Raw genomic sequence first — 22345 nt, 5'->3', positions numbered from 1 at the left:
TTAGGAATTGGTATTGTGAGAGGAAACTCTATTAAAGAAATCCGAGATTGCTTTAGAAGTATCTATGGCTTCTTTGTTTACCTCTAGTGAAATAGATACCTTACCGAGATCCAATTGAGTCATATGGATCATAAGATAAGCTATCAATGTGCGGAGAAGTTCGACGGAAAATTCAGTCAATTGCGGATTATCTCTCATTTTTTCGTTATCAACCGTGTCGGGCTGTAGTGCAACGATATAGTCTTGAATTGTACTTAGGGGATACCTGTCCCAAAAGTCTTGAACATTCTTAACAGGATTATATCCTGATCGATGGGTTTCATAAATCACCAAATCCAGGAGGACTAGGTTGGCGTAATTAGATTTCATTCTTAAGGCTTTAATGGTGAGCTTAAGGCATAGCTATTCCAGTCCGACTGAATCAGCTACTTTTTCAGGCCATAAGCCATGTGTAATAAAATTGATTAATTGGGGAGCTAGAATTCTTTTGAATGAGAATCACTAGGTAAATAATTGGGTGCCTCGAATTCCATAGCTGATGTGACCAGTTCATTGCTGGCTGAATCGCGCCGAGCTACTCGGGGGATTTAATAATGTTTTTGTAGTTCGCTTGTTTTTGTTTCATAACCCACTCTGTTTGGAATTTATAAAAGTGAGCTTCATTGGCGATAAAAAGCGTCTATAAAAGGCTCCTACCTACCGCGCTGCAGGCTTCCGACGGCCAAACGGAACGGATTTACAGTAGGAGCCCAAGAAGTTTAAGTATACCAAAGGTACACAAAATATCCACTTGGGCATTAAACCTACCTCTTCGTCCGTTGCAATTGTCGGAATTTGCAGCCGAAGCTCTTAAGTCTAATACTCAATATATCACTAGATCAACTTATCTGATAATGATACCACAAATATAATAAAATGAATTATAAAAAAGAAATCATTTTCACTTTTATAATTCATTTAAAAAATTCTTTTGTGTATATGAAGGTATACGACGCTCAAATTGCAAAAGAGAATATTCTAAACTATTTAGAGAAAAGTGGAATTACAATTGAGGATTTCGCCAATATTCTTGGAGTCTCGGATCGCTGGATAAAATATATACGAGCGCGAGAAAATTATACATTTAACGTTGAGCTAGTAAAAAAAGCTAGTGCTTTCTTTGGGGTAGACTATATCAAGATGTCTTCCACTCTTCTCACCCCACCAGATAACTTACGTCAAATCCTTCAAAAAAAACATTACAAAAACCTCGAATATAGCAAGATATTGAATGATACTCCTTCAATTGCATTTATTATCGAGCACATCTTAGCAATTGACGAAGACTTTAAAGATTCAGAGGGCGTCGAACTTAAACAAATTAAAAAGATTATTAGGAAATACTACCCACATATGAAGCTTACAACTCTTTCTTCAGAGCTTCAAAAATCAAAAGTGATAGAATCATCGAAGAGTCCAGTCAAAATCAATACAAATCTTTATAAGCTAAAATAAATAGCCGAAACCTTGATCTTCCTTGTAACGAAAAGCCATCTTTTAAACTACACTTAATTTTTAAAAAAAAATAATACTATCTTCATACAGCAGCTATCGCTAGCCTAAATAGTTGCTATTCAAACAATACTAATTATTTTTTTTATGAGAAAAACAATTTCTATAGCACTTTTATGTGCTGTTTTGATGTATTCAACATCTTGTAGTAAACACCCTAATGTTTTAAATGACGAGGGTAGCAAAGTTGAATTATCTAGCGATTTGAGGACTTCGATGAGTTCAAATATTCAAAACATCATAGCCTTAAAAAGTAAAAGCAACAATTTATCTACAATAAGCCTTGCCATACAAGTGAATGAAAATATTTCATCATCTATAAAACAAGATAGGATGAAGCTTTTAGAAGAAATATCGACACAAACAAATACTACTGATATTATCAATATCCTATCTCAAAATGGTGTGATAGGCGAGAAGGAAAAAGAATTATTTATTAATCTTTCCAATGAACTTTATTATTCTGCTGCCGCCCCACAACAAACACTTGATAAATACAGTGGTATTTTCAAAGAGAACGGAATATACAGTAAATACGAAAGTGTATTTTTAGCATTAACTTACACTGCAGAAGTTCATCCAGAATTTTTATCTTTAAAAGAGAAAAATATATTTGTTAAATCTGCATCAAATAACAAATTAGCAAAAAGCTTTTTATCATCCTGTGCTGGAGCATCTGTTGGCCTTGCTTTGGCTTTTGTTGGATTAGCTGCTAGTGGAGCTTCTGTGGTGGGAGCTGGAATTGGTGCTGCGGGTTTTATATATGCAAGTGCTCAATGGGGAGAAGCTTGTAGATAAATTATAATGATATGTTCAAAATAAATAAAAAAGTAATCTTTATCGCTTTTGTAGTGTGCCTGTTTTTTTTAGGTTTAGGGGTGAATGATATAACTCGTATCTACAGAGACACAAATCAATTGAAATTTGCTGATTTTTCACCACTTATACCATATATCATTTCAGGCTCTATATTTTTCTATATTCTTTATATAAAGAAAGATAAAACATCTGCTTAAGGAAAGTAGTAGCTAGTAACTAGCGGAATCTCTTTCCCTAGTTACTTACATTCTTTTGCCTCATCTCGTTAAAACCCTGGATCTCTTGGCTTTTACTTCGATGAGAAAAGCTCGATTTAGTTGTTTTGAACAATGACTTAAACGATTATAATTGCACGGATTTTGCGATAGATGTCTTTAACGCGTCGCAAGTGGGAGCAATAAGTTAAATGTGCCTAATAGCAATATTGGTTTTACGACTCCGGCGGGGCTTTACAACACATTGGACAATCTCAGAATCAGTGGCAATACGAATATATCGAATGTAGGTGGAAAACCTCCGGTTAGTACTAACTGTAATTAGTATAAGATGAAAAAAATATTGAAATGGTCTTGTATAGGTTTACTTGCAGCGATCGTAATTACGAATCTTCCGTTTATTAATACAAATTTTATGATCCTATTCGACGGGAATGAGTATTTCAGATATTCAAACAACAATACTTCATGTACTATTGCAGATAATATAGGGTTTAAAAACGGAAATCTTACTCCAACAGTAATGGATTTCTTTAATCAGGAAAAGAATCCCGCGCCTGAAAACAGAGAACTATTTAGGCTATATCGCATAAATCCATTTTGTTTCTGGCGATGGACCTATTACATTGCGATAAGCACCAATTTTAGGTATAAGTCGTGGAAAGAGATCGAACCTAATAGAGCACCGTACAATCCTGAAGACCGTTGGCAGGATTTTTAAAGTTGTAATTGACCATATCCTCCACTCCCCTAAATTTTTAGGTCTGTCAGGATGCCCAAACAAAAGCTGGGATATAGCAGACTTTATCCGTTAATTGATAATCCCAAGAATTTACATGTATTTAAGGCAGGTGCAACCCTCGGCATGGCATTTAACATGAATTGTTTTGATTGTAAAGTTTTTTCAGGACGAGACAGAGAGCTGCGTAAGCTGGTATCCGCTGAACTCAAAAAGATAGAAGTCGCAATCAGAGCAAAAATGATTTATATATTGTCTCATCAATATGGTCCTTTATAATATCCCTAATCTGATAAAAAAATAGTCGATGTTAACCTGTAAATACCATTGGGGTAAATACAATATTAAAATCTGATGGATATTTAGGATCTCCAAGCCCTGATTTCCCAAATGATCAAATAACCATCAAATAAAAAAGAAGTGGCTAATATTGACCTCCGATTGCGATAGGTTCCCATCTTCCTTGAGATTGAGGGTGTTATATGGAAAAAAGACTGCGCTCTGGCGAGGCAGTCTTTTAAACTAACTATTACATAATATTACCGGAGAATGGTAAACCTTTTTTTATTTTTCTTCAGGACTTAGCGTCACAATAATCTTGTTATTCAGGTTCAACAGTTTATCCACAGCGTCATTCAAATCTCCTAATTTTTGCTTTTTTAATCGCTCCGGATAAGTTAATACCGACTGCATGGGCTCGTGATTATTCAATTGCCCTTTCAGATAGCTGAGCCAAAACTGATTGGTTTTAGAGCTCAATTCGTAACTACGGCTCTCTTCTGCAATAAATTTATCCAATTCCTCTTGGACCAAACCGTCCGTTTTAATTTTTAAAAGCTCCTCCTCAACCGCCTTAATAAGAGCATCTTTGCGATTAGGATCACATTCGAAGTTAATAACGATAGCATAGAATCCGAATGGTTGTTTTGTTTTCGTCAATTGTACCATTGGCGAATAAACGCCACTTTCTTGTTTACGTAAACGTTTCATCAGTCGAAAGTCAATACAAGCCTTTAAAGCATCCAGATACTGATTATTCTGTTCATTGAAACTATATTTTCCACTGTAAACCAACTGAACAATTCCCTTGTCTCCCTTTCCAATCTTTAAATCTCGTCTTATACTTCCTTCTGGTACACGAATTCCTAAGTCTTTTGCTTTTTCAGTTGCTTTGCTTGAAGAAAGAGACCCAAGATATTTTTCAGTCAATAACTTCAAAGAATCTAAATTAAAATTTCCAACAAAAACAAATGTAAAGTCTGCTGCATTGGAAAACCGCTCTTTAAAAATTGGATGTATTCGGTCAACTTTTATCTGTTCTAAAGTGGACAAAGAGGTCGGTTGTCGGCGGAAATGATAATTTCCTAGGATATTTCCTAATGTATCAGCAAATGCGCGTTTCGGATCATCAACTCTATTTTTTAGAGCTTCTGTGGATCTCTCCATGATAACACGAAAACGTGCTGTATCCAAATTTGAATCGGTCATATAAAGATGTAACAAGCCAAGGCCCGTGTCCAGATCTTTTCCTATACTCGCCCCATTGATTCCTTCTTCCCGCTCACTGATATAGGGCATTACTTGAACAGCTTTTGCATTTAAAAATTGGCTCAGTTGCGAAGAATTCATTTTTCCTAACCCACTGTTGACAACGAAAGCTACGGCATTAGCACTCGAATAATAATCGTTATCAGAATACAGTGAACTTCCTCCGGGACTGAACGCAGTGAAAAGGATTTCATCATTTTTAAATGTAGTTGGTTTCGCGTAAACCTTTACTCCATTGGAAAGTTTCCAGTGATACAACGCTAATGCAGGTACATTTTGTTCTTGAGCGATCTTACCCGATTGTGGCATTTTATCAAATAATTGAACATCCTTTCTGTCTTGTTGATAGGGTTTTATCTCTGCCTCGGATACGCCGCGTAACCAACTTGTGATAGCTGACTTATCCGGAAGTTCAAATCCTGCTTTATCTGTCCCTAAAACAATGATCACTTGATCCTTTTCAGCCAAATAATTGCTGATGTATCGATTGATATCGGCTACCTCTACCTGACCCAAAGCTTCCCTAGTCAATTTGATTTTTTGATCAATTGATAAATAAGTGTCACCATTGAGAAAATAATTCAAATAATCCTCCACGAGACTGCTCGAAGAAATTTTATTTTTTTCTTTTTCCTGCATATTGATTCTTGCAGCCAATCTCTCCTTGACGTCCTTCATTTCTTCTATAGTAAAACCATGACGATTAATACGCTCTACCTCAGTCCAAGCTGCAATAAAGCCTTCTTGGATTTTATCAGGAGATAGAGAGACACGAACATTGAATGAAGTTAAGTCTGCTATGAACGCCGATGCCCCCATGCTCAATCCGGTGAAAGATTTACTTCCCTGACGCATTATCTCCTGGATACGCGAAGCCATTAAACTATTGGCAAGATCGGCCACTAAGGCGGCTTTGAAACTCGCCTTATCAATCACTTTAGTAGCTTTTCGTTTAAAAACAATATCTATATTGATATTGGAAAACTCCTTATCCTTACTTTCTACAAATCGGGTGCTGTCTATTAAAGGGATAGTATATTTTTTGCGTTCATACCCTTTTTTTTCAGCTTTTAAATCAGAAAAAAGGTTAATAATCTGTGATTCAACCTGGTCCACATCAATATCGCCTACTACAATGAGCGCTTGCAAATCGGGACGGTACCATCTTTTATAGAAATCTCTAATTAGGGAAATATCTGCATGTTCAATAACATCATCAAGCCCTATGGGTAATCTATCTGCATATCTCGAATAATTGTATAAGGTAGGCATATACTTTTCCCGCATGCGACCAGCAGCTGTCTGTTGTAATCTCTTCTCCTCTAAGATGACACCACGTTCTTTTTCAAATTCATCGCGATCCAGTGTAGCTTCGGCAGCCCAGTCACGCATAATCTGCATGCCATTTCTCCAAAGTTCTCGATCATCCGTTGGTAATGGAAGTTGATACACTGTTTCATCATATGATGTATAGGCATTGAGATCTGCGCCAAACTTAACCCCAGCCATCTCTAAATAATCAATTAAAGCATTTTTGGGAAAATGAGTCGTACCTTTAAAATTCATGTGCTCCATAAAATGGGCTAAACCACGTTCGGAGTCCTCTTCGAGAATCGATCCTACTTTATTGGCAAGATATAATACTGCGCGGTTTTCTGGAAATCGATTTGCCTTTATTATGTAGCGAAAACCATTGGACAAAATTCCTTCACGAACTGTTGTGTCTAATGGGAGATTCTGACCGAGGGTAAAATTCAAACTGACCCAATAAACACAAACGCCTATTAATATTTTTTTTATATTCATAATTTTACTGCCTTTTTAAAAATGGCTATTCCTTGTTTATCGGCAATTTTCAGTTGACTATATGAACTGAAAATTGCCGATAGATTATCTTCTTTTTCTTCTTATCAGGAAAGTCGCAACAGCTCCTGCAATACCGATTGGCAATAAAACCAACCAGCCCCATTTGATATAGTTAAGCTGCCTTGCAGTAACGTTCACAACGTCAGTCGGCTCGGGTCTATTGGTATTGATTGGAAATTGATCGTTACTGAACCATCTGAATAAATCAGTCATAACGGAAAAATTACTTGTACGCGGTGACTGTCTAATGAGTTCAGCATTATTGATAAAATCTGCGTCCCCAACAACCAGTATGCGCTGTTGCTTGTTTTTTACTTCACGAATCAAAGTCATTGCGATCGGGAACGATTTCTTTTCCACATCATTTCTAGGGTCCGCCAAAACTTGAGTTCTATCAAACTTAAGGCTGCCTTGCAGCCAGGTATTTGCTGCCTGAGTCACCAGCAAAGGCTTCGCTTCAAATGGAGAATTAGGCAAGACAGTCAATGAAACTGCGGAAGGCATGGAAATCAATACGCTATCTTGGCCTAGAAAGTTGCTTTTTCCAACTGTATTTAACCAATTGGCTTTGGATACATTTGCAAGTATAAAATCGCGGTCATAGTTTTTACTCTGTTGAACGAGCATTCCATTGTCCATTTCAATATTTAAAAGACCTAGTATTGGATTGATATAATCTCTGTTCTCAGCCTCGCCCAAAATCATCATATTTCCACCGTGCTCGATAAATTGCTGCAGATGTTGAAGTTCGGACGTACTGAAAGCCACCATTGGGTCGGCAATGACCAGGATATCGACACTTTTGGGGGCAAGGGGCTGTTTTAATTCGACCGATCTTACATCAAACCCTTGGTTGACCAGCGCATATCTAAATGCAATCTCAGTAGTGGCAACCTGATAATCGCGATCTCCTGACCTTTCAATGCTTCTTTCATTGTGACCACCCACAAATCCAACAACTGGCGCATCTACCAATAGACGCTTGAATGCGGCAGATATCTCCTTCTCATTAGGATGCTTAAATAGGTCATCGTATACGCGAAGGTATGCAGACTTATTTTTATACGTCAACACTCTCAAAAAACGATTTCGCTCAGTGCTAAGATCGATCTTTTCCCTGATCTGTTTTGGGGTGAGAAACATATCAAATGGCAACTTGTTTATCTTGGCCATCTTGCGCGCGATCTGCTCGTCATTGAGTCCAGGATTTTCTTTATAGATACGGTCGTTTGCTACATGATCCCAATAGTATACATAGTCCATTTTTAGATAGGGCATGTAACGCAGATACATATCAAAACGTTTCTTATCGCTGTTATGTCCAGATGGAACGCCCGAATGGTAGTTATCATCCAAAAGATTGACATAGGTCGTAATTTGGACCGGCTCTTGAAATTGTGTTATTATTTTTTGACTGGCAGCGGTGAGTGTACGGCCTTTATTCGCGGTCATATCCTTATATAGGATGAATTGAGGAAGAGCACTGACATATCCGATAATAAGCATCGTCGCTATAAAACCCATATATCGGATTGCTTTGCTGGCTTTCGATAAGGTTTCACGCTCGAATTGAAGTTTTAAATATGTCAGCCCCAGAAACAGGACGATTACGATGATAAAATAAAAAATATCACTGCTGCTCAACAGACCATTGATCGACTCTTCCACACGCCCCGACATAGAGAGAAAATAAGTGATGTCACGGACAAATGCGATATCCTGCCACAGTCCGCCAATAAAATTCAATGCGGCAAGTACGACCAACGTACTAATGGCGGCTACGACCTGATATGTTGTTAGACTAGACATAAATAACCCTATTGCCGCATAGGCACATATCAGCATATAAAGTCCAATTATCCCACTCAACACCAATGAAAATTCGGCATTTTTGACTGTAAATAAAGTGAGTACCCCAAGGCCCAATAACACAGAAATCAGGAGGAGACAGTAACCCATGATGGCTAAATATTTACCCAATATAATTTCACTGACCTTGATCGGGGAGGAATACAATAGTTTTATAGATCCGCTATTGGTCTCCCGGCTAATCAATCCCATGGTCAGCAATGGTATATACAGATAAAGATACTCCTGCATCTGAGGAAACAGGGATCTAAATCCCGCAAATATTCGGCTCGTTACGCCCGGGATTCCCTGTCCCATCTCATTAGCCTGGTATATACGCTCCAACATGGAATGATATTGCCACCCAGATTGTACAATAAGAACGATGAGCACAATCCAGGCTACTGGAGAATAAAAAAGCTGGCTTAATTCTATCTTTGCAATTCTTAATGTCGTTTTCATATTTTCTTGTTGGAAGTTTTATTTGATAATTGGGCGAAAATCTGATCCAAGGAGCTTTTCTCTAAGGTAAGCTCCTGAAGCCGCCATCCCGAAGAGACACTTGCTTCAATAAGGCGCTCACTAATATCTGGGACATCTTCAAATCTGACACGGAACTGCTTAGCAGACAGCACCTCCACCTGAGTCACACCAACGATAGACTCCAGGAGTGCTGGAAGCGGTGGATTTTCCATCCGCATAATTATACTATCCGGCTCAATGTAGTTGTTGAATGCATCCATGCTATCTTCGAATACCATCACTCCATTTTCAATCATCTTGACCTGTTCACAGGTAGCTTGCACCTCAGATAGAATATGTGAAGAGAAAATCACGGATTTTTCTTCACCGATCTCTTTAATCAGTTTGCGTACCTCTAAAATTTGATTGGGGTCTAGTCCGTTGGTTGGTTCATCCAGTACCACAAGCTTTGGCTCATGAATAATCGCCTGAGCTATACCAACGCGCTGTTTGTAGCCTCCTGAGAGATTGGAAATCAATCGGTTTCGAAAATGACTGACCCCACACTTTGCCATAGCACGATCAACAGCTTTTTCAATTTCTTTTTTTGGAATAAGTCTTAAATGGGCACACTGTGTTAGGTATTCATATACTGTTAAATCGAGATAGAGAGGTGCATTTTGAGGCAAAAATCCAATTAAGCGCTTTGCTTCGATGGGATTTTTTCGAATATCATGACCACCAACGGTAACCTCTCCTTTTACCTGATTCAATACGCCACACATAATATTCATGGTCGTGGATTTCCCAGCACCATTAGAACCCAAAAGACCTAGCACGCCAAACTCGTTAATCTCAAAATCAATATCCTGAATGGCCCAAGCAGATCCATAGCGATGCCATAAATGTGATATTTTTACGATTGTATTATCCATTTATATAAAAATTTAGAAGTAGTGGGAACATGACTTACGTTCCCACAAAATGTCTTGAAATCAGTTAATGTTATCTATAACCATCATTTTGGGTCAGAAATGGATTGGTATCCCGCGCAGGCTGTGGTATTGGATAAAGCTGCGCATAAGATTTCCAGAAAGAAGGTCTCAACTCCTGCATGATCACATCTACCTTGCCCATCCTTTTGATGCTATACCAGCGATCTCCGAGCTCACAAAAATATTCGGTTTGTCGCTCCTTCAAGATAGCTTCATCCAGATTGATATTTGAGGACAAATCCTGCAAACCAGCTCGATGACGAATAACATTAAGATCCTCACGTGCTCCCGTGCTATTATTGAGCTGTGAACGTGCCTCGGCACGAATCAGATATTGTTCGGACAAACGTAGAAGCATTGGCACTTCGGTACGGCCTGAGGATAGTGCTACGGTCTGGTTATAATTTTGATATTTAAAAGGTTGAAAAGTTCTTTTGCCCAAATAATTACTTTCTTTTATCCAAGCAGCGCGGCGTGCATCATTGCTCTCGAAGGCTGCCAAAAGATTTTGCGTAAGTTCATAATTAGCTACTGTAGACGTTGGAGTCGGCAAAAAGGTTGATCCTTCGACTGTATAGCCATTTGTATTCATTACGGCGGGACCAAGTTGAAGAATAGCCTCTTTTGAGTCTTTTAAAAAGACTTTTCCTAAATCAGACTTAGGCAACAAAGTATACAAATCGGTTTTGTTTATAACTTCCGTTGCATATTGTTCTGCCTTTTGATAGTTTTTCTGAAAGAGGTAAACGCGGGCAAGCAGCGCTTTTGCGGCCGACCTATTCACCTGCGCTCTACTGGTCGTTCCTACTGTGCCTGGATAAGTATCACTGACAAGATCTTTAGCTTCTTCTAACTCTGAAGCTAACCAGTTATAGATTTCTGGCACGGCAACACGTGGCAATGTACTGGTTTTATTTACGTCGGTTATCGTTACCAAAGGGACCTCACCAAACATATTTACCAAATGAAAATAACAAAATGCACGCATAACCCTGGCTTCACCAATCATCTGCTGCGCAACCGGCGCTGAAATAGCATTATTGTTTAAAAGACCGTCAATAATGCTATTAAAACGGTAAATCACGTTATAGGTATCTGCCCACACATTGTTTATCCTGGTGGTGACAACAGGATCATACGTATTTTGCATAAAATCCTGAAAAGTTGTAGAACCGACAAAATCGATCTCTCCGGCAGACATTCCATTAAACTGTGTAATATTCTGATTGAAAGCACTCGAAGAAGTCATGGATGAATATGCACCCGCCAGTGCCGACTTGGCGGTTGTTTCTGATTTAAAAATAACTTCAGAGGGCAATTCATTTATCGGGTCATCAATTTCAATGAGCTTTTCGCAACTGCTTAGGGTAATTGCTGCAAAAAGGGCACCGATATATAGTTTTGATTTAAATTTCATGTCAAATAGCTTAGAATGTGAATTGTAAAGTTCCAACGACTGTCCGGAGCGGTGGCAAAGATAATCCCTGAGACTCTGGATCAAAACCCAAATAATCTGTAATGGTGAATAGATTATGAGCCTGTACCTGTAAGCGTAGATTCCTAAATTTCAGGCGCTCGACCAATGCTCCCTTTATATCATAAGATAGACTCACGTTTTTCAACCGAATGAATGAAGCATCGACAATTTGCGCACTGGAATAAGTATAATTGGACCATGCTGTATATGCATCAGTAAAATCCGCTGCCACCTGCAACTGCTCCGACTTTCCTTGATTGATATAATCGAGCAAAGGTTCAGCGGCAAAGTTTGTCATACCGTACCCAGGCGGGCTCCATGATGCAGAAAGAATGCCCCGACCCTTCTGTTTGACAAACTGAAACAGAAAGTCCAAAGTAAAATTTTTATAATTTATCGTATTAGTTATACCCCCAAAATACTTTGGTAATGTAGTACCGGCCAAATAACGGTCTCCTAATTCATAATCCACTAAACCCGTACTAATCTTTCCGTCACCATTAAAGTCTTTAAAGCTCGGAAGTCCCGTTGCTTGATCAAATCCTGTGTATTCATAGGCATACAGTGGATTCATCGGGTGCCCCACTACCAATGTCGAAGCGTAGGCAGATGATCTTATGCCGGGAAATTCAATTAGTTTATTTCTATTAAGTGAAATATTGAAATCGGTACGCCAACGGAGATCCTTTTGCTGGATATTCTTTGTGCTTAAAGTGAATTCCCACCCTTTATTTTCAACAACCGCTGGAAAATTGGCCTGATAGCTGTCCCATCCAGTTTGAGAGCTCACTTTCTGGCTAACAAGTTGATTTCCGGAACGATTTCTATAAAAGGCTGTAATAAGCGAAATGCGATCATCGAGTAAACCTAATTCCAGTGCTGCCTCAAACTTTGCTGTGCTTTCCCAACGGAAGAGGTTATTTGCCAAACGTGTGGGAACTAAACTTGGAATACCATTGTAGACATATGAATTGGACCTGTAAGAATCAAAATAACCATAATCGGCAATTTTATCATTTCCTACCCACCCATAACTTGAACGAAGCTTAGCAAAGCTTACTAGTGGAACCGACTTTAAAAACCTCTCCTCGGAAATAATCCAGGCTGCACCAATGGATCCAAAGTTTCCGAAACGTGCATTCTGAGCAAACCTTGACGAGCCATCGCGACGGAAGCTTCCATTCAGGATGTATTTTCCCTCCCAATTATAATTTAAACGGCCAAAAATAGAAGAATATTTATATTCGCTGCTGCTTCTGGAAATACTCACCGTTTTGGCACTCCCAATATTTTCTAGAAATTCGTCCGAAGAGAAGTCGCTCGCACTAATGTAAGATGGCTGTTTGGAAACACTGTGCTGCCATGTCGACCCTACCATTGCGGAAAGCTTACCTTTAGAAATATCGGTCGTGTAATCCAATTGTGGCTCAATGGAGTACGTATTATTGACGTTGTAGGCGAATAAACTATTGGATAGACTCGTAGCCAGCCCCGGATCCATGGCCGTCTTGGGCGTTAGCCGTTTTTGGTCCATATCGGACTTGCCATAGCCAAAATTACTCTTGAAACTCAACCCTTTCCATATCCTGTAACTTAGATTTAGATTAGCAATCAGGTTACTGCCTTTGTTGCTTACAAGCTGGTTAAGCTGTCCTAATGGATTGGCTGGCACACCATAATTGATACCGCTCCAATAAAGGCTTCCATCTGAGTTGTATAAAGGATAATTGGGCGGTAAATTGTAAGCGATCGAGGTCTGGTCCAAGACAGATACATCGTTATTGTCAGCAGCATAGATCGCCGAAAGGCCTACGTTAAAACGTTCATTGGCAGATTTATGTTGAAGGTTAAAATTAACGGCTGATCGATCGTAACCCTGATCTCCAATAAAAACATTACCTTCCTTGTGAAAGGTTCCACTTATTCTAAAATTTGTCCGTTGATCGCCACCGCTTAAAGAAAGATTCGCATCGGAAGACTGCGCAGTGTTACCTATGAGCAGCTTTTGAAAGTCGGTATAGGCAGTCTGATCCCATTTCGTCAAGTCAAAAGCATTGGCCAATTCAGGCGTTGTATATTGACTTGCGGCATTTTTGAAAGCTGTCCTTCGCATGGCCAAATACTGATCCGTATTAAGCGTAGATACAAAGTGACTTACTTTTGCAACCCCGTGCCTAAAGAGTCCTTCGACCTGTGTGCGACCAGCTTTTCCTTTTTTGGTCGTGATCATTAGAACACCATTTGCGGCACGAGAACCATAGATTGCTGTCGCATCTGCATCCTTTAAGATATCTACGCTTTCGATATCCATAGGATTGATCAAATTAAGTGGACTTGCACCACCTAAAGGGGCATTGGCGCCATTCAGACCCGTTCCTACAGTACCGTTAACGGCGTCTGTCAAATAGGGAACACCATCGACAACAACTAAGGGTGCATTGCGGTCAATTGTACTCCCCGACGTAATCAGCGAATTTTGACCCCTGATTGTAATTTTCATCGGACTACCGGGAAGACCATTACTCTGAACGATCTGAACGCCAGAAGCCCGTCCCTGAAGAGCATTCAAGAAGTTTGCTGATGGCGTGTTCAGTATGTCCTCTGATTTAATCGTCACGGTGGATCCTGTATTATTTCTCCGCGTAGTAGTGCCGTAACCAATGACAACAACTTCATCCAAGCTGGACTGATCGGGAACTAGAGACACTCGAAGAACTCTATTTCGCGCACTTTTTTCATGGGACGTCTTGTAGCCCAGATAACGAAATTCTAATGTGTAGGGGTCATCAATTATACCGATCATAAACTGGCCGCTTTCATCTGTCTGAACAACATTTCCAGCTTTCGGTACAGAAACGACTACACCTGCTAAAGGTTTTCCTTTTTCATCTGTGACGACGCCACTCTGTACAAAACCGCTTTGATTGACTCCTACGGGTAATTCTGTGGTAACAATTTTATTCCCCCTAACATGCTGTAATATAACGTATTGATTGTCAATAAAATCAAATCCAAGTTTATAAGGGCTCAACAATTGATTGATAACGTTTTCTAAGGTGCCATTGAACACGCCATCCGCCTTCATGCTGGACTTTATGTGACTATCATTAAAGACAAAACGGACTTTGGTTCTGCTCTCAATAGCCTTTAAAGCTTTCTCGAGGGTTAGATTGTTGAACTTGATATTGATCTGCTCTCTTAAAACCTGCCCATAGGAGAAAGGGATGATACAGAGAAAGATTAGAAGCAAAAGGAATCGTTTCTTATGTTTCGATAAAACATAGCATTCCTGTGTCAAATTTTTTTTATACATTTGATAGGTTAATTTTGTTGATTGAAATTAATTGAATTAAGGTATTTGCGGGGATGTAGCCGCATCTCCGCATATCCTAATACTCAGGTTTGTTTTCTATACATTTTTTGGTTAGTGTTTATTTCATTAAAAACAGCCTCCTCCTGTTAATCTGATCTCTTTTTTATTAATTTTATAATCTGCATTTATAGACATACCGATTATTTTCAATGAGGTTTCAAGCGATTGGTCTGTCAGGTTAGCGGTCACTTTACATGAACTATATTCACCCGTATAACCTATAAAAGTGACATCGAATTTTCGTTCAAATCGTTTCATTATTTCCTCCATAGGAGTAGAAACGAAATTCATATCGTATTGTGTTCCCCGCGCCAAGGTCTCTTTGTCATGATCACTCATAACTTTCGTCGGCAGCTCGGAAGTGGCATTGGTCGTGTACAGACTTTCATTAGCTGCTACCGTATATTTCTTTTCTAAGGTTAAACCGGAACCTTTTTTTATGACCTCAACTTTTCCGGTCAACACATCCAGATTCAACAAACCATTTTCGGGAACGACTTTGAGGTTAAAGCTCGTTCCGAGGACCCGAGTGGTATAATCTCCTGCATGAATCACAAATGGTTTTGATTTATCCTTTGTTACTTCAAATAGAGCTTCCCCTACCAACTCCACTGCTCGACTCTTGCCGCTAAACTGTTGGGGATAATTTAACTTACTGTTACCTTTTAACCATACGATTGTTTGGTCCGGCAAAATTACCTTAGTTATTTCATTGTTTTTTGACTGTACGGAAATCGGCGCGATCAGATCACTCTTTCCCTGCAGGGAATAAATCCATATAGCAAAACAAAGTAAAACAACGGCTGCGAAGGAAGCTATCAGAGTTTTGGATAGGAATGGCCAGCCTGATGATACTTTCCTACCTTCCAATGCGAGACGGAACCTCACATTTGTCTCTATTCGACTTTTTAATTGAGTTTCTGTATCGCCGTACCAATAAAGCTCATCTGGAAGCTCCTCATTATACCAGTTATCCAGGATTACACTTTCTTGGTCAGTTAGTGACCCCTTTTGATGTTTCAGAATTAAAAATTTAATATTTTCGGGGATATGCTCCATCAGTAATGCCAGCTGTTAAGTTGTTTATTACTATAGAGTCAATAACTTGTTGAGCTACGTACGCAAAAAAAATATTTTTCCTTTTTTTTACATAACACGTAAACTGCTCACAAATTGATTTATTGTTAGGAATATAACAATGTACTTAGCTTCCGGATTGCATCTTTAAGTACACGGATTGCCTTGCTAATTTGAGTTTCCACTGTACGATGAGAAATATTAAGTTGATTAGCGATCTGCTTAGCAGTCATCCCATCATCGCGGCTCATCTGAAAAATTAATCGACATTTGTCTGGAAGCCCACTTACGATTTGCTTAATTTTGTGCTGAAGCTCAACATATTCAATTCGTTCATGTCCATCGCTATCCATAGAAACAAATTTTCGAGATGCAATTTCATCGATAGAAATATTGTTTGATTGTCTAAGACGATCTTCCATATATCGAAATATTTCATTTCTCAATATGGTATATAGGTAATATTTTAGTTCGCCCTTTAAGACGATATTCTCCTTCCACTTCCATAGATTAACAAAAACATTCTGTACTACTTCTTCTGCAGCGACTTGATCCGAAAGTTTGTGTAAAGCTTTTTTAATCAAATTTGCCCAGTGACGGCCATATAGTATTGAAAACGCTCCCTGGTCGCCATGTTGAAACATGACAAAAAGCTCTTCATCCGACATTTCTTCTTTGCTTTTCACGAGGCAATTGTATGGTAGTAAATATAGAGAATGTTTGATATTAAAAAAAATAGACTTGTCAGCATCATTTGGTTTATTGAAGAATATGGACTACTGGTCCGTAAGATAAAGTAATTGAAAATAGTTTTTTGGACACTTAAATTGATTGTTGCTGGCTATAAACGTTATCACAGTGAACAGCAAATTCGCATGAGGCATTTGAAGACATTATTCAATGCTGTACGTGATTGTATAACACTTAAGACCTCGAAACATACCGTATCACGCACTGAACATTCTAGAAATTTAAGGTTGTTTCCCCACTACAAACCAAGAAAGGAAATTGTAAACTAGTACAGATAGTGCCAATTCACGACTGTGCCACAAAAGCCGGAACGGGATTGGATATTGTGGACGATAGACATCAAAAGAATATTTAGAACATTATAGTTCTCATTTTAAGTTTTTATATCCATCGATTTGCGTATTACTATTTTTTTTAGTATATTTATCCTCATAAAAAGTAAATAAAAATTGTAATAGCCTGTATTCCGTCTAGGAAATCTCGAGTGTACCTATCTGAAGAGGTAGTTTCACCATACTTCCACACATCACCTTTATTTAAATCTATGCTGCCTGTAGAACTGTGCATAATGATGTGCTAATCTATATCTCAAGAAAAGCATGCCAAATGTCATTTGCAATTCAGATATGCTATATCGAACATTCTTATCAAGCTGTGCCTTCCGTTATTTGTAATGGATCATCCAAAGGAGAAGTACAAACTTCCATCTCGACCAACGGCAATAACAAGTTTGTGGTGGTGCCAGCTTCTTCAAACGGTGTCAATTGTGTAGTGATATTAAATTTCAATTTGTTATTTCTAAGTAAAACAACCTCGCCTCCTATTGCAGAACATAATAGAAGTTTAGCATTCTGCGATCTTGTCAATGAATTACAGAGTGAATTGCAGCATTTGATCGACTCAATGATTTTCCCTGTTCCCTGTTCGATATAATTTATATGGCCATTATAATAAGGTACGATCAGATTGGAAGACGATATCAAAAAATCGTTATTATAAGTTATACCCCTGGTGTTACCCCAGGGTTCAGGCATATTTAACCCGTCGTCGTCCGTAAATTCGTTAATAAAATCCAGTGAAGGGAACATATTTACCTGATAACTAAAAGGTGGAAATCCGCCCGTTGTGACAATTTCCTCGCCATTCTCCGAAAAACTACAGGCACTTGGAGCAAATAATGTGGCTATATATTTCCCGTAAAGCTTTACCGAGTTGTCTTTTATTTCGAAAAAACGGATACTTCCGGTATCTTCTGATTCTGTTATTTGTGCTGCAATTATTTGCTCACTCGGATGAACTACTATGTTCTTCGTATAGACCTCGCATAAAGCATCGGTATTATCCAGCCTGAGCAGGGAATTGAGATGATAAAATTCAATTTTGCATGAGCCAGCGTTCGCCGCGATAAGAAGGTTTTTTGAAACAATAACCCTGATACAGGAGTAGCCTCTTAAATGTGGGACCAAATTATTTTGCACCACGTCTCCACATGTTCTTGAAACAGTTTTCGTATTAATATTCCATTCAATATTCCTCGTACCGTTTAGGGCAAACCAAACATAGTTTTCTGTAGAAAAACAGGCGTCTAAAATAACAAAATCAAATTGGTGGTAGTAAGATAGAATTAATTGATCATCTACAATATCAATAATTGCAAATTCAGAAGAGTTATCAAATAACACAAGAGCTGTACTGCCACTTTCGTTAATTATAGATTTTGAAATTTTACGCTTTAGATCTATTTTATCTACTATCTGCATTAGTAATTTTTTTAACGCTTTTTAGATTTAAAAAAGAGGCTCAAAATTTCTGCCAATACCTTTCAAAACCGGAGTCTGTATAATCATGTGTTTCAGGCAACTGTGTTTGTTTACGTATTCAAATTGTTTTTTTCGTTACTCATGGTCCAATAAACTATTCGTTATAAAAATAATAGACGTTATTCCAGCGCTTGGGGATCCAGTTATTCTTGACCACAACAGAATCTTCAGTGATATAAAACTTCATTGTAACAGACTTGGAAGTATCTATTTTATTATATTCCGCCGCCTGGAGGTCAATGACCCTTCCGGAGGAATCCGTTCCAGATATTTCAAAAGAGATATGTTTGTGCGTGAGCATATCAAATAGTTCTTCCACTTCGATAAGCTCATCGTCAGAATTGGTGGCCGTAGTTATTTTATTCCATAGATCATCTATTTTTTTCATGTCAGTTCTGGATGAGCTGCACGAGAGCAGACACGTTATAATACTGTAAAAGAAAAATACCTTTTTCCTCTGGTGCATGAGACTTTTTTCTATAAAGTTTGGATTGTGCATGCTAAACCTCATGATCAATCTAAACAATTTTCAAGTTAATAAAAAGAATTGAGAGAGTTGTCGTCTTCCCCAAATTAAGACTGCATAAGTTTACAAATTTCTCATCAAATTAACCTGAACCTAAATAGCCTAACACGCCTGTTTGTCGCTTTCAAAATCGGATAGGCAGCATATTCCGTTGGCGACATATTACCTGGGCTGTTGTGCGGTCTGTGATTGTGATAGTCATCCATCCATTGCCAGGTCACTTCCCTAAATTCATCCAGGGTGTTAAACAGGTAACAGTCCACCACATTTTCACGGTAGGTTCCATTCAATCTTTCTAAGAATCCGTTCCGCATGGGCTTACTCGGCTGGATGTAGATAAACTGAATGCCGTTGGCCATACTCCATTCCGTTAAAACAACACATTGAACAATCCCCAACGCTAGGTTTGTCAGAACAAAGGGGGCATGATGATAAACTATACAATTATTTGAAAAACAGAAAAATATACATATATTCGTTAGAAATATTAACCTTAAACTAGATATAATTATGAAAAATCTAATTCTATTTTTATTTGTCGTCGCGGGATTGCTACTTGCGTCTTGTAAAGATTCAATTAAGTTTGAAGAAATCCCCGCTCCAACTTTGCCAGAAGTAAAAATAAAAGATGTGCTCGCCCTTTCTCCTCAAGCGCAGAAAGTTTTTATTTCCGGTATTACGGATAAAAATGAAATCATCTCACTCTTCAAACAAAAGTTCAGTAAAATAATTGAAGAAAAAATTACTTTTAAGACAGATGCTGAAATTAAACAAATAGCTGTACTCAAAGATTTTTTAGATTCTGAAACTGTAAATCAGATCTCTACACATGAGCGAGAATTTGACAATTTCATTGCTAAATGGTATTTAGAAACCTCTAATCAGTTCAAATGGAATAATAACATTTATAAATTCCTTTTGTATTCTCTAGAAACTGATCTTGAAAAGTATTTAGCTCAGCAATCCGTATCATCGTTGGCGAATGCTGTCGCTGGGTTTGACTGTGAATGCTACACTGGTGGACAGGGAATTGTTATTAAAGACTGTGCAGGTCCCGAAGCTAAATGCAAAAGCAAAAACAGCTGCGCTAATAACCAGACTGGCTGTGGGTCTTTTTGGTTAAGACCCTGTGACGGTGCGTGTGAGATAGAGAGAACTAATCCTCCTAATCCTCCTCAGTAGATAATAGAATATTCGGAATGAAAACTCTAACAAAACAAAGGCTTATGAGCAAAGCGGGTAAAATTTTATCGTATGTAATACATTGTATTTATGTAATGGTTCTCCCAATGTTTATACTTAGGAGCGGATATTTTCAGGCCGATGTCAGATTTAAATACTTACCCATTTTTTCTTTGTTTCTACTCGGTTTATTTTTAATAAACCGAGTAATGCCTATTAAAAAAAACAAAATACTAATAGTATTACCAATTTTATTTTTAACAGTTTTTGGGCTTTGTGTGAATTTTGATGGCCTAGTACCGTTTGTTTTTCCGGTTATAACAATTCTTTTTTTTCTCGCATTCGCTATCCTTATAATAATTCCCAAAAAAAGGATGATCATGATATTGATCAGCTCCTTTATCATTCTAATCTATTCTTTTGGAATTTACCCAAAATTGATCGTCCGAAAAGAAATTGTTGAAACTTCATTAAGCTTGAATAGTATTACGTTATACCCTTTTGTTTCCGTTCAAAAAGATTCTGTAAACATTCATCTTGAGCGCCCTGTACTATTGGACTTTATGTTTACTTCCTGTGAGCCATGCCTTAAAAAATTAACATATTTACAGGCAATCAAAAACCTTGATCTGTCTATTTATGTTATCGTTGACGGGAAAATAGATTCATACACAGCCTTCCAGAACTATTATACGATCCATAACCAAGCTTTGCAAGGAATTAATTTTCTATACGATCCAGATGGAAGATTCACCGAACAATTCAATATCGATAGCTACCCTACGGAAATACTTATACGAAATAGAGAACTGATTGCAAGGGAAAAAGGTATACCCGATGGAGCTCTCAAAGAATATGCTGAGTTAAGGAAACAATTAATAGTTCCCTAGGAAGCTTGTTCTTATCTGCAGTGACCAATATTTTATAGGCGTCAATATACATACCTGCTGTGAAGTAAAATGAAGCAAGATCCAGATTACTTTCATTGATTTGGAAGGAATCGCCACTCCTTTCTGCTAATTTTACATTTCCCCTAGCATATATAATCGCAGAATCTAGTTTATAGGAAGCATATTCTTGGTAAAGAAGCTTGTTTAATTCGTATTGTGCGGAAGTGTTATTTGTTGATTTCTGAAGCCGTCGTACCAAGTCGTCTATTCTCACTTCTTTGATGGCCATAAACTCTTCCTTTTTGTCGATCATCTGCAGCAGTTGTATCAACGACGTATCCTGTCCGGTTCCTGCTTTACATAGGATAACCGATATGACAATCAACAGGACACATACGAAAGGTCTATACATGATTCTTTAAACCAAAAGTGACAAAACACAATAGTAACATTTTCTAGGCTTAAAACAAAACGTGCGTATATTCTAAAAGACGTAGTTTTTGCAGAATCTTATGTATGTCTACATATATAATCCCAATACTCTTCCTGAAGCATTCCTGAAGCAGTATATTTATGAGGAGACACTTTGTAGGTCGTCTCTGCAAATTCTAACGCATCAGCAACTGAAGAAAAAATATGTATCACACCAAATGGCTCATCTGGATCAACCAATGAAAACGAATAGATGTCCAAGAAATCTTCGTTTCCCTCATCAAAGGATTCGAAATAGGCTACAGAAAAGCTTCTATTGGTTTCTTTATAAATGCTTATCCATCTGAGTATGGTATAATCTGCTTCCTGAACAACACCCAACCATTGCTCCACTGATTTTCCGAGTCTCAATCTGGATTGAATTTCATCTTCGTTCAAATACCGCATCATAAATTTATTTATACATCCGGAATCTTTATCAAAGGAGAAAAATCACCTTTAAAATATCTAATTCATAAAAATTATCATCAGTATCCACTATAACAGAGATAAGCAGATACATTCCATCAACATCATGAGCATTCATATCGGCTAGCACACCACCTGGACGCCTGTGATCCTCTCCTTCTATAATTACATGGAGGCTAACCATCTTCCATTTCTTCAATAAACAGGTCTTCCAACGAAGCTGTAATAAGGGGTCCCTCTGGTGTATCCTGCACCAAATAGGAAATCAGCTTTATTTCTGCACAGCTAAGTCTTCTTTTCATATTTC

General features: G+C 38.2%; 20 protein-coding genes. 5 read left to right on the top strand and 15 right to left on the bottom strand.

The window, feature by feature from the left end:
* Complete coding sequence (locus K7A41_RS21770; RefSeq protein ID WP_265715529.1) at window positions 1-369, bottom strand: hypothetical protein; 369 nt, start codon at window positions 367-369, stop codon at window positions 1-3.
* A 546-nt stretch (window positions 370-915) separates the two neighbouring features.
* Here K7A41_RS21770 and K7A41_RS21765 point away from each other — a divergent pair.
* The 3 genes from K7A41_RS21765 (at window position 916) to K7A41_RS21755 (ending at window position 3306) form a co-directional block, all read left to right on the top strand.
* Window positions 916-1494 carry a helix-turn-helix domain-containing protein gene (locus K7A41_RS21765; protein WP_265715528.1) on the top strand — a complete coding sequence of 193 codons (579 nt, stop codon included), beginning with the start codon at window positions 916-918 and terminating at the stop codon, window positions 1492-1494.
* Between the two features lie 144 nt (window positions 1495-1638).
* Window positions 1639-2349 carry a hypothetical protein gene (locus tag K7A41_RS21760; RefSeq protein ID WP_265715527.1) on the top strand — a complete coding sequence of 237 codons (711 nt, stop codon included), beginning with the start codon at window positions 1639-1641 and terminating at the stop codon, window positions 2347-2349.
* Between the two features lie 567 nt (window positions 2350-2916).
* Complete coding sequence (locus K7A41_RS21755) at window positions 2917-3306, top strand: hypothetical protein (RefSeq protein ID WP_265715526.1); 390 nt, start codon at window positions 2917-2919, stop codon at window positions 3304-3306.
* Between the two features lie 582 nt (window positions 3307-3888).
* On the opposite strand, the gene K7A41_RS21750 is transcribed toward K7A41_RS21755, so the two are convergent.
* From K7A41_RS21750 to K7A41_RS21705, 10 genes are all read right to left on the bottom strand, one after another.
* Complete coding sequence (locus K7A41_RS21750) at window positions 3889-6678, bottom strand: M16 family metallopeptidase (protein ID WP_265715525.1); 2790 nt, start codon at window positions 6676-6678, stop codon at window positions 3889-3891.
* An 84-nt stretch (window positions 6679-6762) separates the two neighbouring features.
* A complete protein-coding gene (locus K7A41_RS21745; protein WP_265715524.1) occupies window positions 6763-9048 on the bottom strand; it encodes a Gldg family protein in 2286 nt (761 codons plus the stop codon).
* Window positions 9045-9983, bottom strand: a complete 939-nt coding sequence (locus tag K7A41_RS21740) for an ABC transporter ATP-binding protein (RefSeq protein WP_265715523.1) — start codon at window positions 9981-9983, stop codon at window positions 9045-9047. The genes K7A41_RS21745 and K7A41_RS21740 overlap by 4 nt, the downstream gene beginning before the upstream one ends.
* Window positions 9984-10053: 70 nt before the next feature.
* Complete coding sequence (locus K7A41_RS21735; protein ID WP_265715522.1) at window positions 10054-11460, bottom strand: RagB/SusD family nutrient uptake outer membrane protein; 1407 nt, start codon at window positions 11458-11460, stop codon at window positions 10054-10056.
* A gap of 10 nt (window positions 11461-11470) precedes the next feature.
* Window positions 11471-14770 carry a SusC/RagA family TonB-linked outer membrane protein gene (locus tag K7A41_RS21730; RefSeq protein WP_265715521.1) on the bottom strand — a complete coding sequence of 1100 codons (3300 nt, stop codon included), beginning with the start codon at window positions 14768-14770 and terminating at the stop codon, window positions 11471-11473.
* 189 nt (window positions 14771-14959) lie between these two features.
* Entirely contained in the window at window positions 14960-15952 is a 993-nt protein-coding gene (locus K7A41_RS21725) for a FecR family protein (protein WP_265715520.1), read from the bottom strand.
* A gap of 125 nt (window positions 15953-16077) precedes the next feature.
* Window positions 16078-16656, bottom strand: a complete 579-nt coding sequence (locus K7A41_RS21720) for an RNA polymerase sigma factor (RefSeq protein ID WP_265715519.1) — start codon at window positions 16654-16656, stop codon at window positions 16078-16080.
* Between the two features lie 711 nt (window positions 16657-17367).
* A complete protein-coding gene (locus tag K7A41_RS21715; protein ID WP_265715518.1) occupies window positions 17368-18480 on the bottom strand; it encodes a hypothetical protein in 1113 nt (370 codons plus the stop codon).
* Window positions 18481-18634: 154 nt separating this feature from the next.
* Window positions 18635-18928 carry a hypothetical protein gene (locus tag K7A41_RS21710; RefSeq protein WP_265715517.1) on the bottom strand — a complete coding sequence of 98 codons (294 nt, stop codon included), beginning with the start codon at window positions 18926-18928 and terminating at the stop codon, window positions 18635-18637.
* Window positions 18929-19143: 215 nt separating this feature from the next.
* Window positions 19144-19425, bottom strand: coding sequence for an integrase core domain-containing protein (locus K7A41_RS21705; RefSeq protein WP_265715516.1), 282 nt, complete (start codon window positions 19423-19425; stop codon window positions 19144-19146).
* Window positions 19426-19576: 151 nt separating this feature from the next.
* On the opposite strand from K7A41_RS21705, the gene K7A41_RS21700 reads away from it, so the two are divergent.
* Together K7A41_RS21700 and K7A41_RS21695 are read left to right on the top strand one after the other, a co-directional pair.
* On the top strand, window positions 19577-20248 hold the full coding sequence (locus K7A41_RS21700) for a bacteriocin fulvocin C-related protein (protein WP_265715515.1): 672 nt from the start codon (window positions 19577-19579) through the stop codon (window positions 20246-20248).
* A gap of 17 nt (window positions 20249-20265) precedes the next feature.
* Window positions 20266-21138 carry a TlpA family protein disulfide reductase gene (locus tag K7A41_RS21695; protein WP_265715514.1) on the top strand — a complete coding sequence of 291 codons (873 nt, stop codon included), beginning with the start codon at window positions 20266-20268 and terminating at the stop codon, window positions 21136-21138.
* On the opposite strand, the gene K7A41_RS21690 is transcribed toward K7A41_RS21695, so the two are convergent.
* The 4 genes from K7A41_RS21690 to K7A41_RS21680 all read right to left on the bottom strand — a co-directional run bounded on the left by K7A41_RS21690 (window position 21095) and on the right by K7A41_RS21680 (window position 22340).
* On the bottom strand, window positions 21095-21550 hold the full coding sequence (locus K7A41_RS21690; protein WP_265715512.1) for a hypothetical protein: 456 nt from the start codon (window positions 21548-21550) through the stop codon (window positions 21095-21097). The genes K7A41_RS21695 and K7A41_RS21690 overlap by 44 nt on opposite strands.
* Before the next feature lie 98 nt (window positions 21551-21648).
* On the bottom strand, window positions 21649-22020 hold the full coding sequence (locus tag K7A41_RS21685; protein WP_265715511.1) for a hypothetical protein: 372 nt from the start codon (window positions 22018-22020) through the stop codon (window positions 21649-21651).
* 28 nt (window positions 22021-22048) lie between these two features.
* Window positions 22049-22222 carry a DUF6984 family protein gene (locus K7A41_RS23825; protein ID WP_410240412.1) on the bottom strand — a complete coding sequence of 58 codons (174 nt, stop codon included), beginning with the start codon at window positions 22220-22222 and terminating at the stop codon, window positions 22049-22051.
* Entirely contained in the window at window positions 22215-22340 is a 126-nt protein-coding gene (locus tag K7A41_RS21680) for a hypothetical protein (protein WP_265715510.1), read from the bottom strand. The genes K7A41_RS23825 and K7A41_RS21680 overlap by 8 nt, the downstream gene beginning before the upstream one ends.
* Window positions 22341-22345: the final 5 nt, after the last annotated feature.

Source organism: Sphingobacterium sp. InxBP1, assembly GCF_026191775.1.
Lineage (GTDB): Bacteria > Bacteroidota > Bacteroidia > Sphingobacteriales > Sphingobacteriaceae > Sphingobacterium > Sphingobacterium thalpophilum.
Note: the sequence above shows the minus strand (reverse complement) of the source record. Positions and strands in the feature narration are given on the sequence as shown.

What these genes read in the sequence shown, in the direction of transcription:
- K7A41_RS21710 (WP_265715517.1), bottom strand. Translation starts at nt 18,928, where the DNA reads ATGAAAAAAATAGATGATCTATGGAATAAAATAACTACGGCCACCAAT.
- K7A41_RS21680 (WP_265715510.1), bottom strand. Translation starts at nt 22,340, where the DNA reads ATGAAAAGAAGACTTAGCTGTGCAGAAATAAAGCTGATTTCCTATTTG.
- K7A41_RS23825 (WP_410240412.1), bottom strand. Translation starts at nt 22,222, where the DNA reads ATGGTTAGCCTCCATGTAATTATAGAAGGAGAGGATCACAGGCGTCCA.
- K7A41_RS21735 (WP_265715522.1), bottom strand. Translation starts at nt 11,460, where the DNA reads ATGAAATTTAAATCAAAACTATATATCGGTGCCCTTTTTGCAGCAATT.
- K7A41_RS21690 (WP_265715512.1), bottom strand. Translation starts at nt 21,550, where the DNA reads ATGTATAGACCTTTCGTATGTGTCCTGTTGATTGTCATATCGGTTATC.
- K7A41_RS21745 (WP_265715524.1), bottom strand. Translation starts at nt 9,048, where the DNA reads ATGAAAACGACATTAAGAATTGCAAAGATAGAATTAAGCCAGCTTTTT.
- K7A41_RS21750 (WP_265715525.1), bottom strand. Translation starts at nt 6,678, where the DNA reads ATGAATATAAAAAAAATATTAATAGGCGTTTGTGTTTATTGGGTCAGT.
- K7A41_RS21740 (WP_265715523.1), bottom strand. Translation starts at nt 9,983, where the DNA reads ATGGATAATACAATCGTAAAAATATCACATTTATGGCATCGCTATGGA.
- K7A41_RS21705 (WP_265715516.1), bottom strand. Translation starts at nt 19,425, where the DNA reads ATGGCCAACGGCATTCAGTTTATCTACATCCAGCCGAGTAAGCCCATG.
- K7A41_RS21755 (WP_265715526.1), top strand. Translation starts at nt 2,917, where the DNA reads ATGAAAAAAATATTGAAATGGTCTTGTATAGGTTTACTTGCAGCGATC.
- K7A41_RS21700 (WP_265715515.1), top strand. Translation starts at nt 19,577, where the DNA reads ATGAAAAATCTAATTCTATTTTTATTTGTCGTCGCGGGATTGCTACTT.
- K7A41_RS21760 (WP_265715527.1), top strand. Translation starts at nt 1,639, where the DNA reads ATGAGAAAAACAATTTCTATAGCACTTTTATGTGCTGTTTTGATGTAT.
- K7A41_RS21715 (WP_265715518.1), bottom strand. Translation starts at nt 18,480, where the DNA reads ATGCAGATAGTAGATAAAATAGATCTAAAGCGTAAAATTTCAAAATCT.
- K7A41_RS21725 (WP_265715520.1), bottom strand. Translation starts at nt 15,952, where the DNA reads ATGGAGCATATCCCCGAAAATATTAAATTTTTAATTCTGAAACATCAA.
- K7A41_RS21695 (WP_265715514.1), top strand. Translation starts at nt 20,266, where the DNA reads ATGAAAACTCTAACAAAACAAAGGCTTATGAGCAAAGCGGGTAAAATT.
- K7A41_RS21685 (WP_265715511.1), bottom strand. Translation starts at nt 22,020, where the DNA reads ATGATGCGGTATTTGAACGAAGATGAAATTCAATCCAGATTGAGACTC.
- K7A41_RS21765 (WP_265715528.1), top strand. Translation starts at nt 916, where the DNA reads ATGAATTATAAAAAAGAAATCATTTTCACTTTTATAATTCATTTAAAA.
- K7A41_RS21770 (WP_265715529.1), bottom strand. Translation starts at nt 369, where the DNA reads ATGAAATCTAATTACGCCAACCTAGTCCTCCTGGATTTGGTGATTTAT.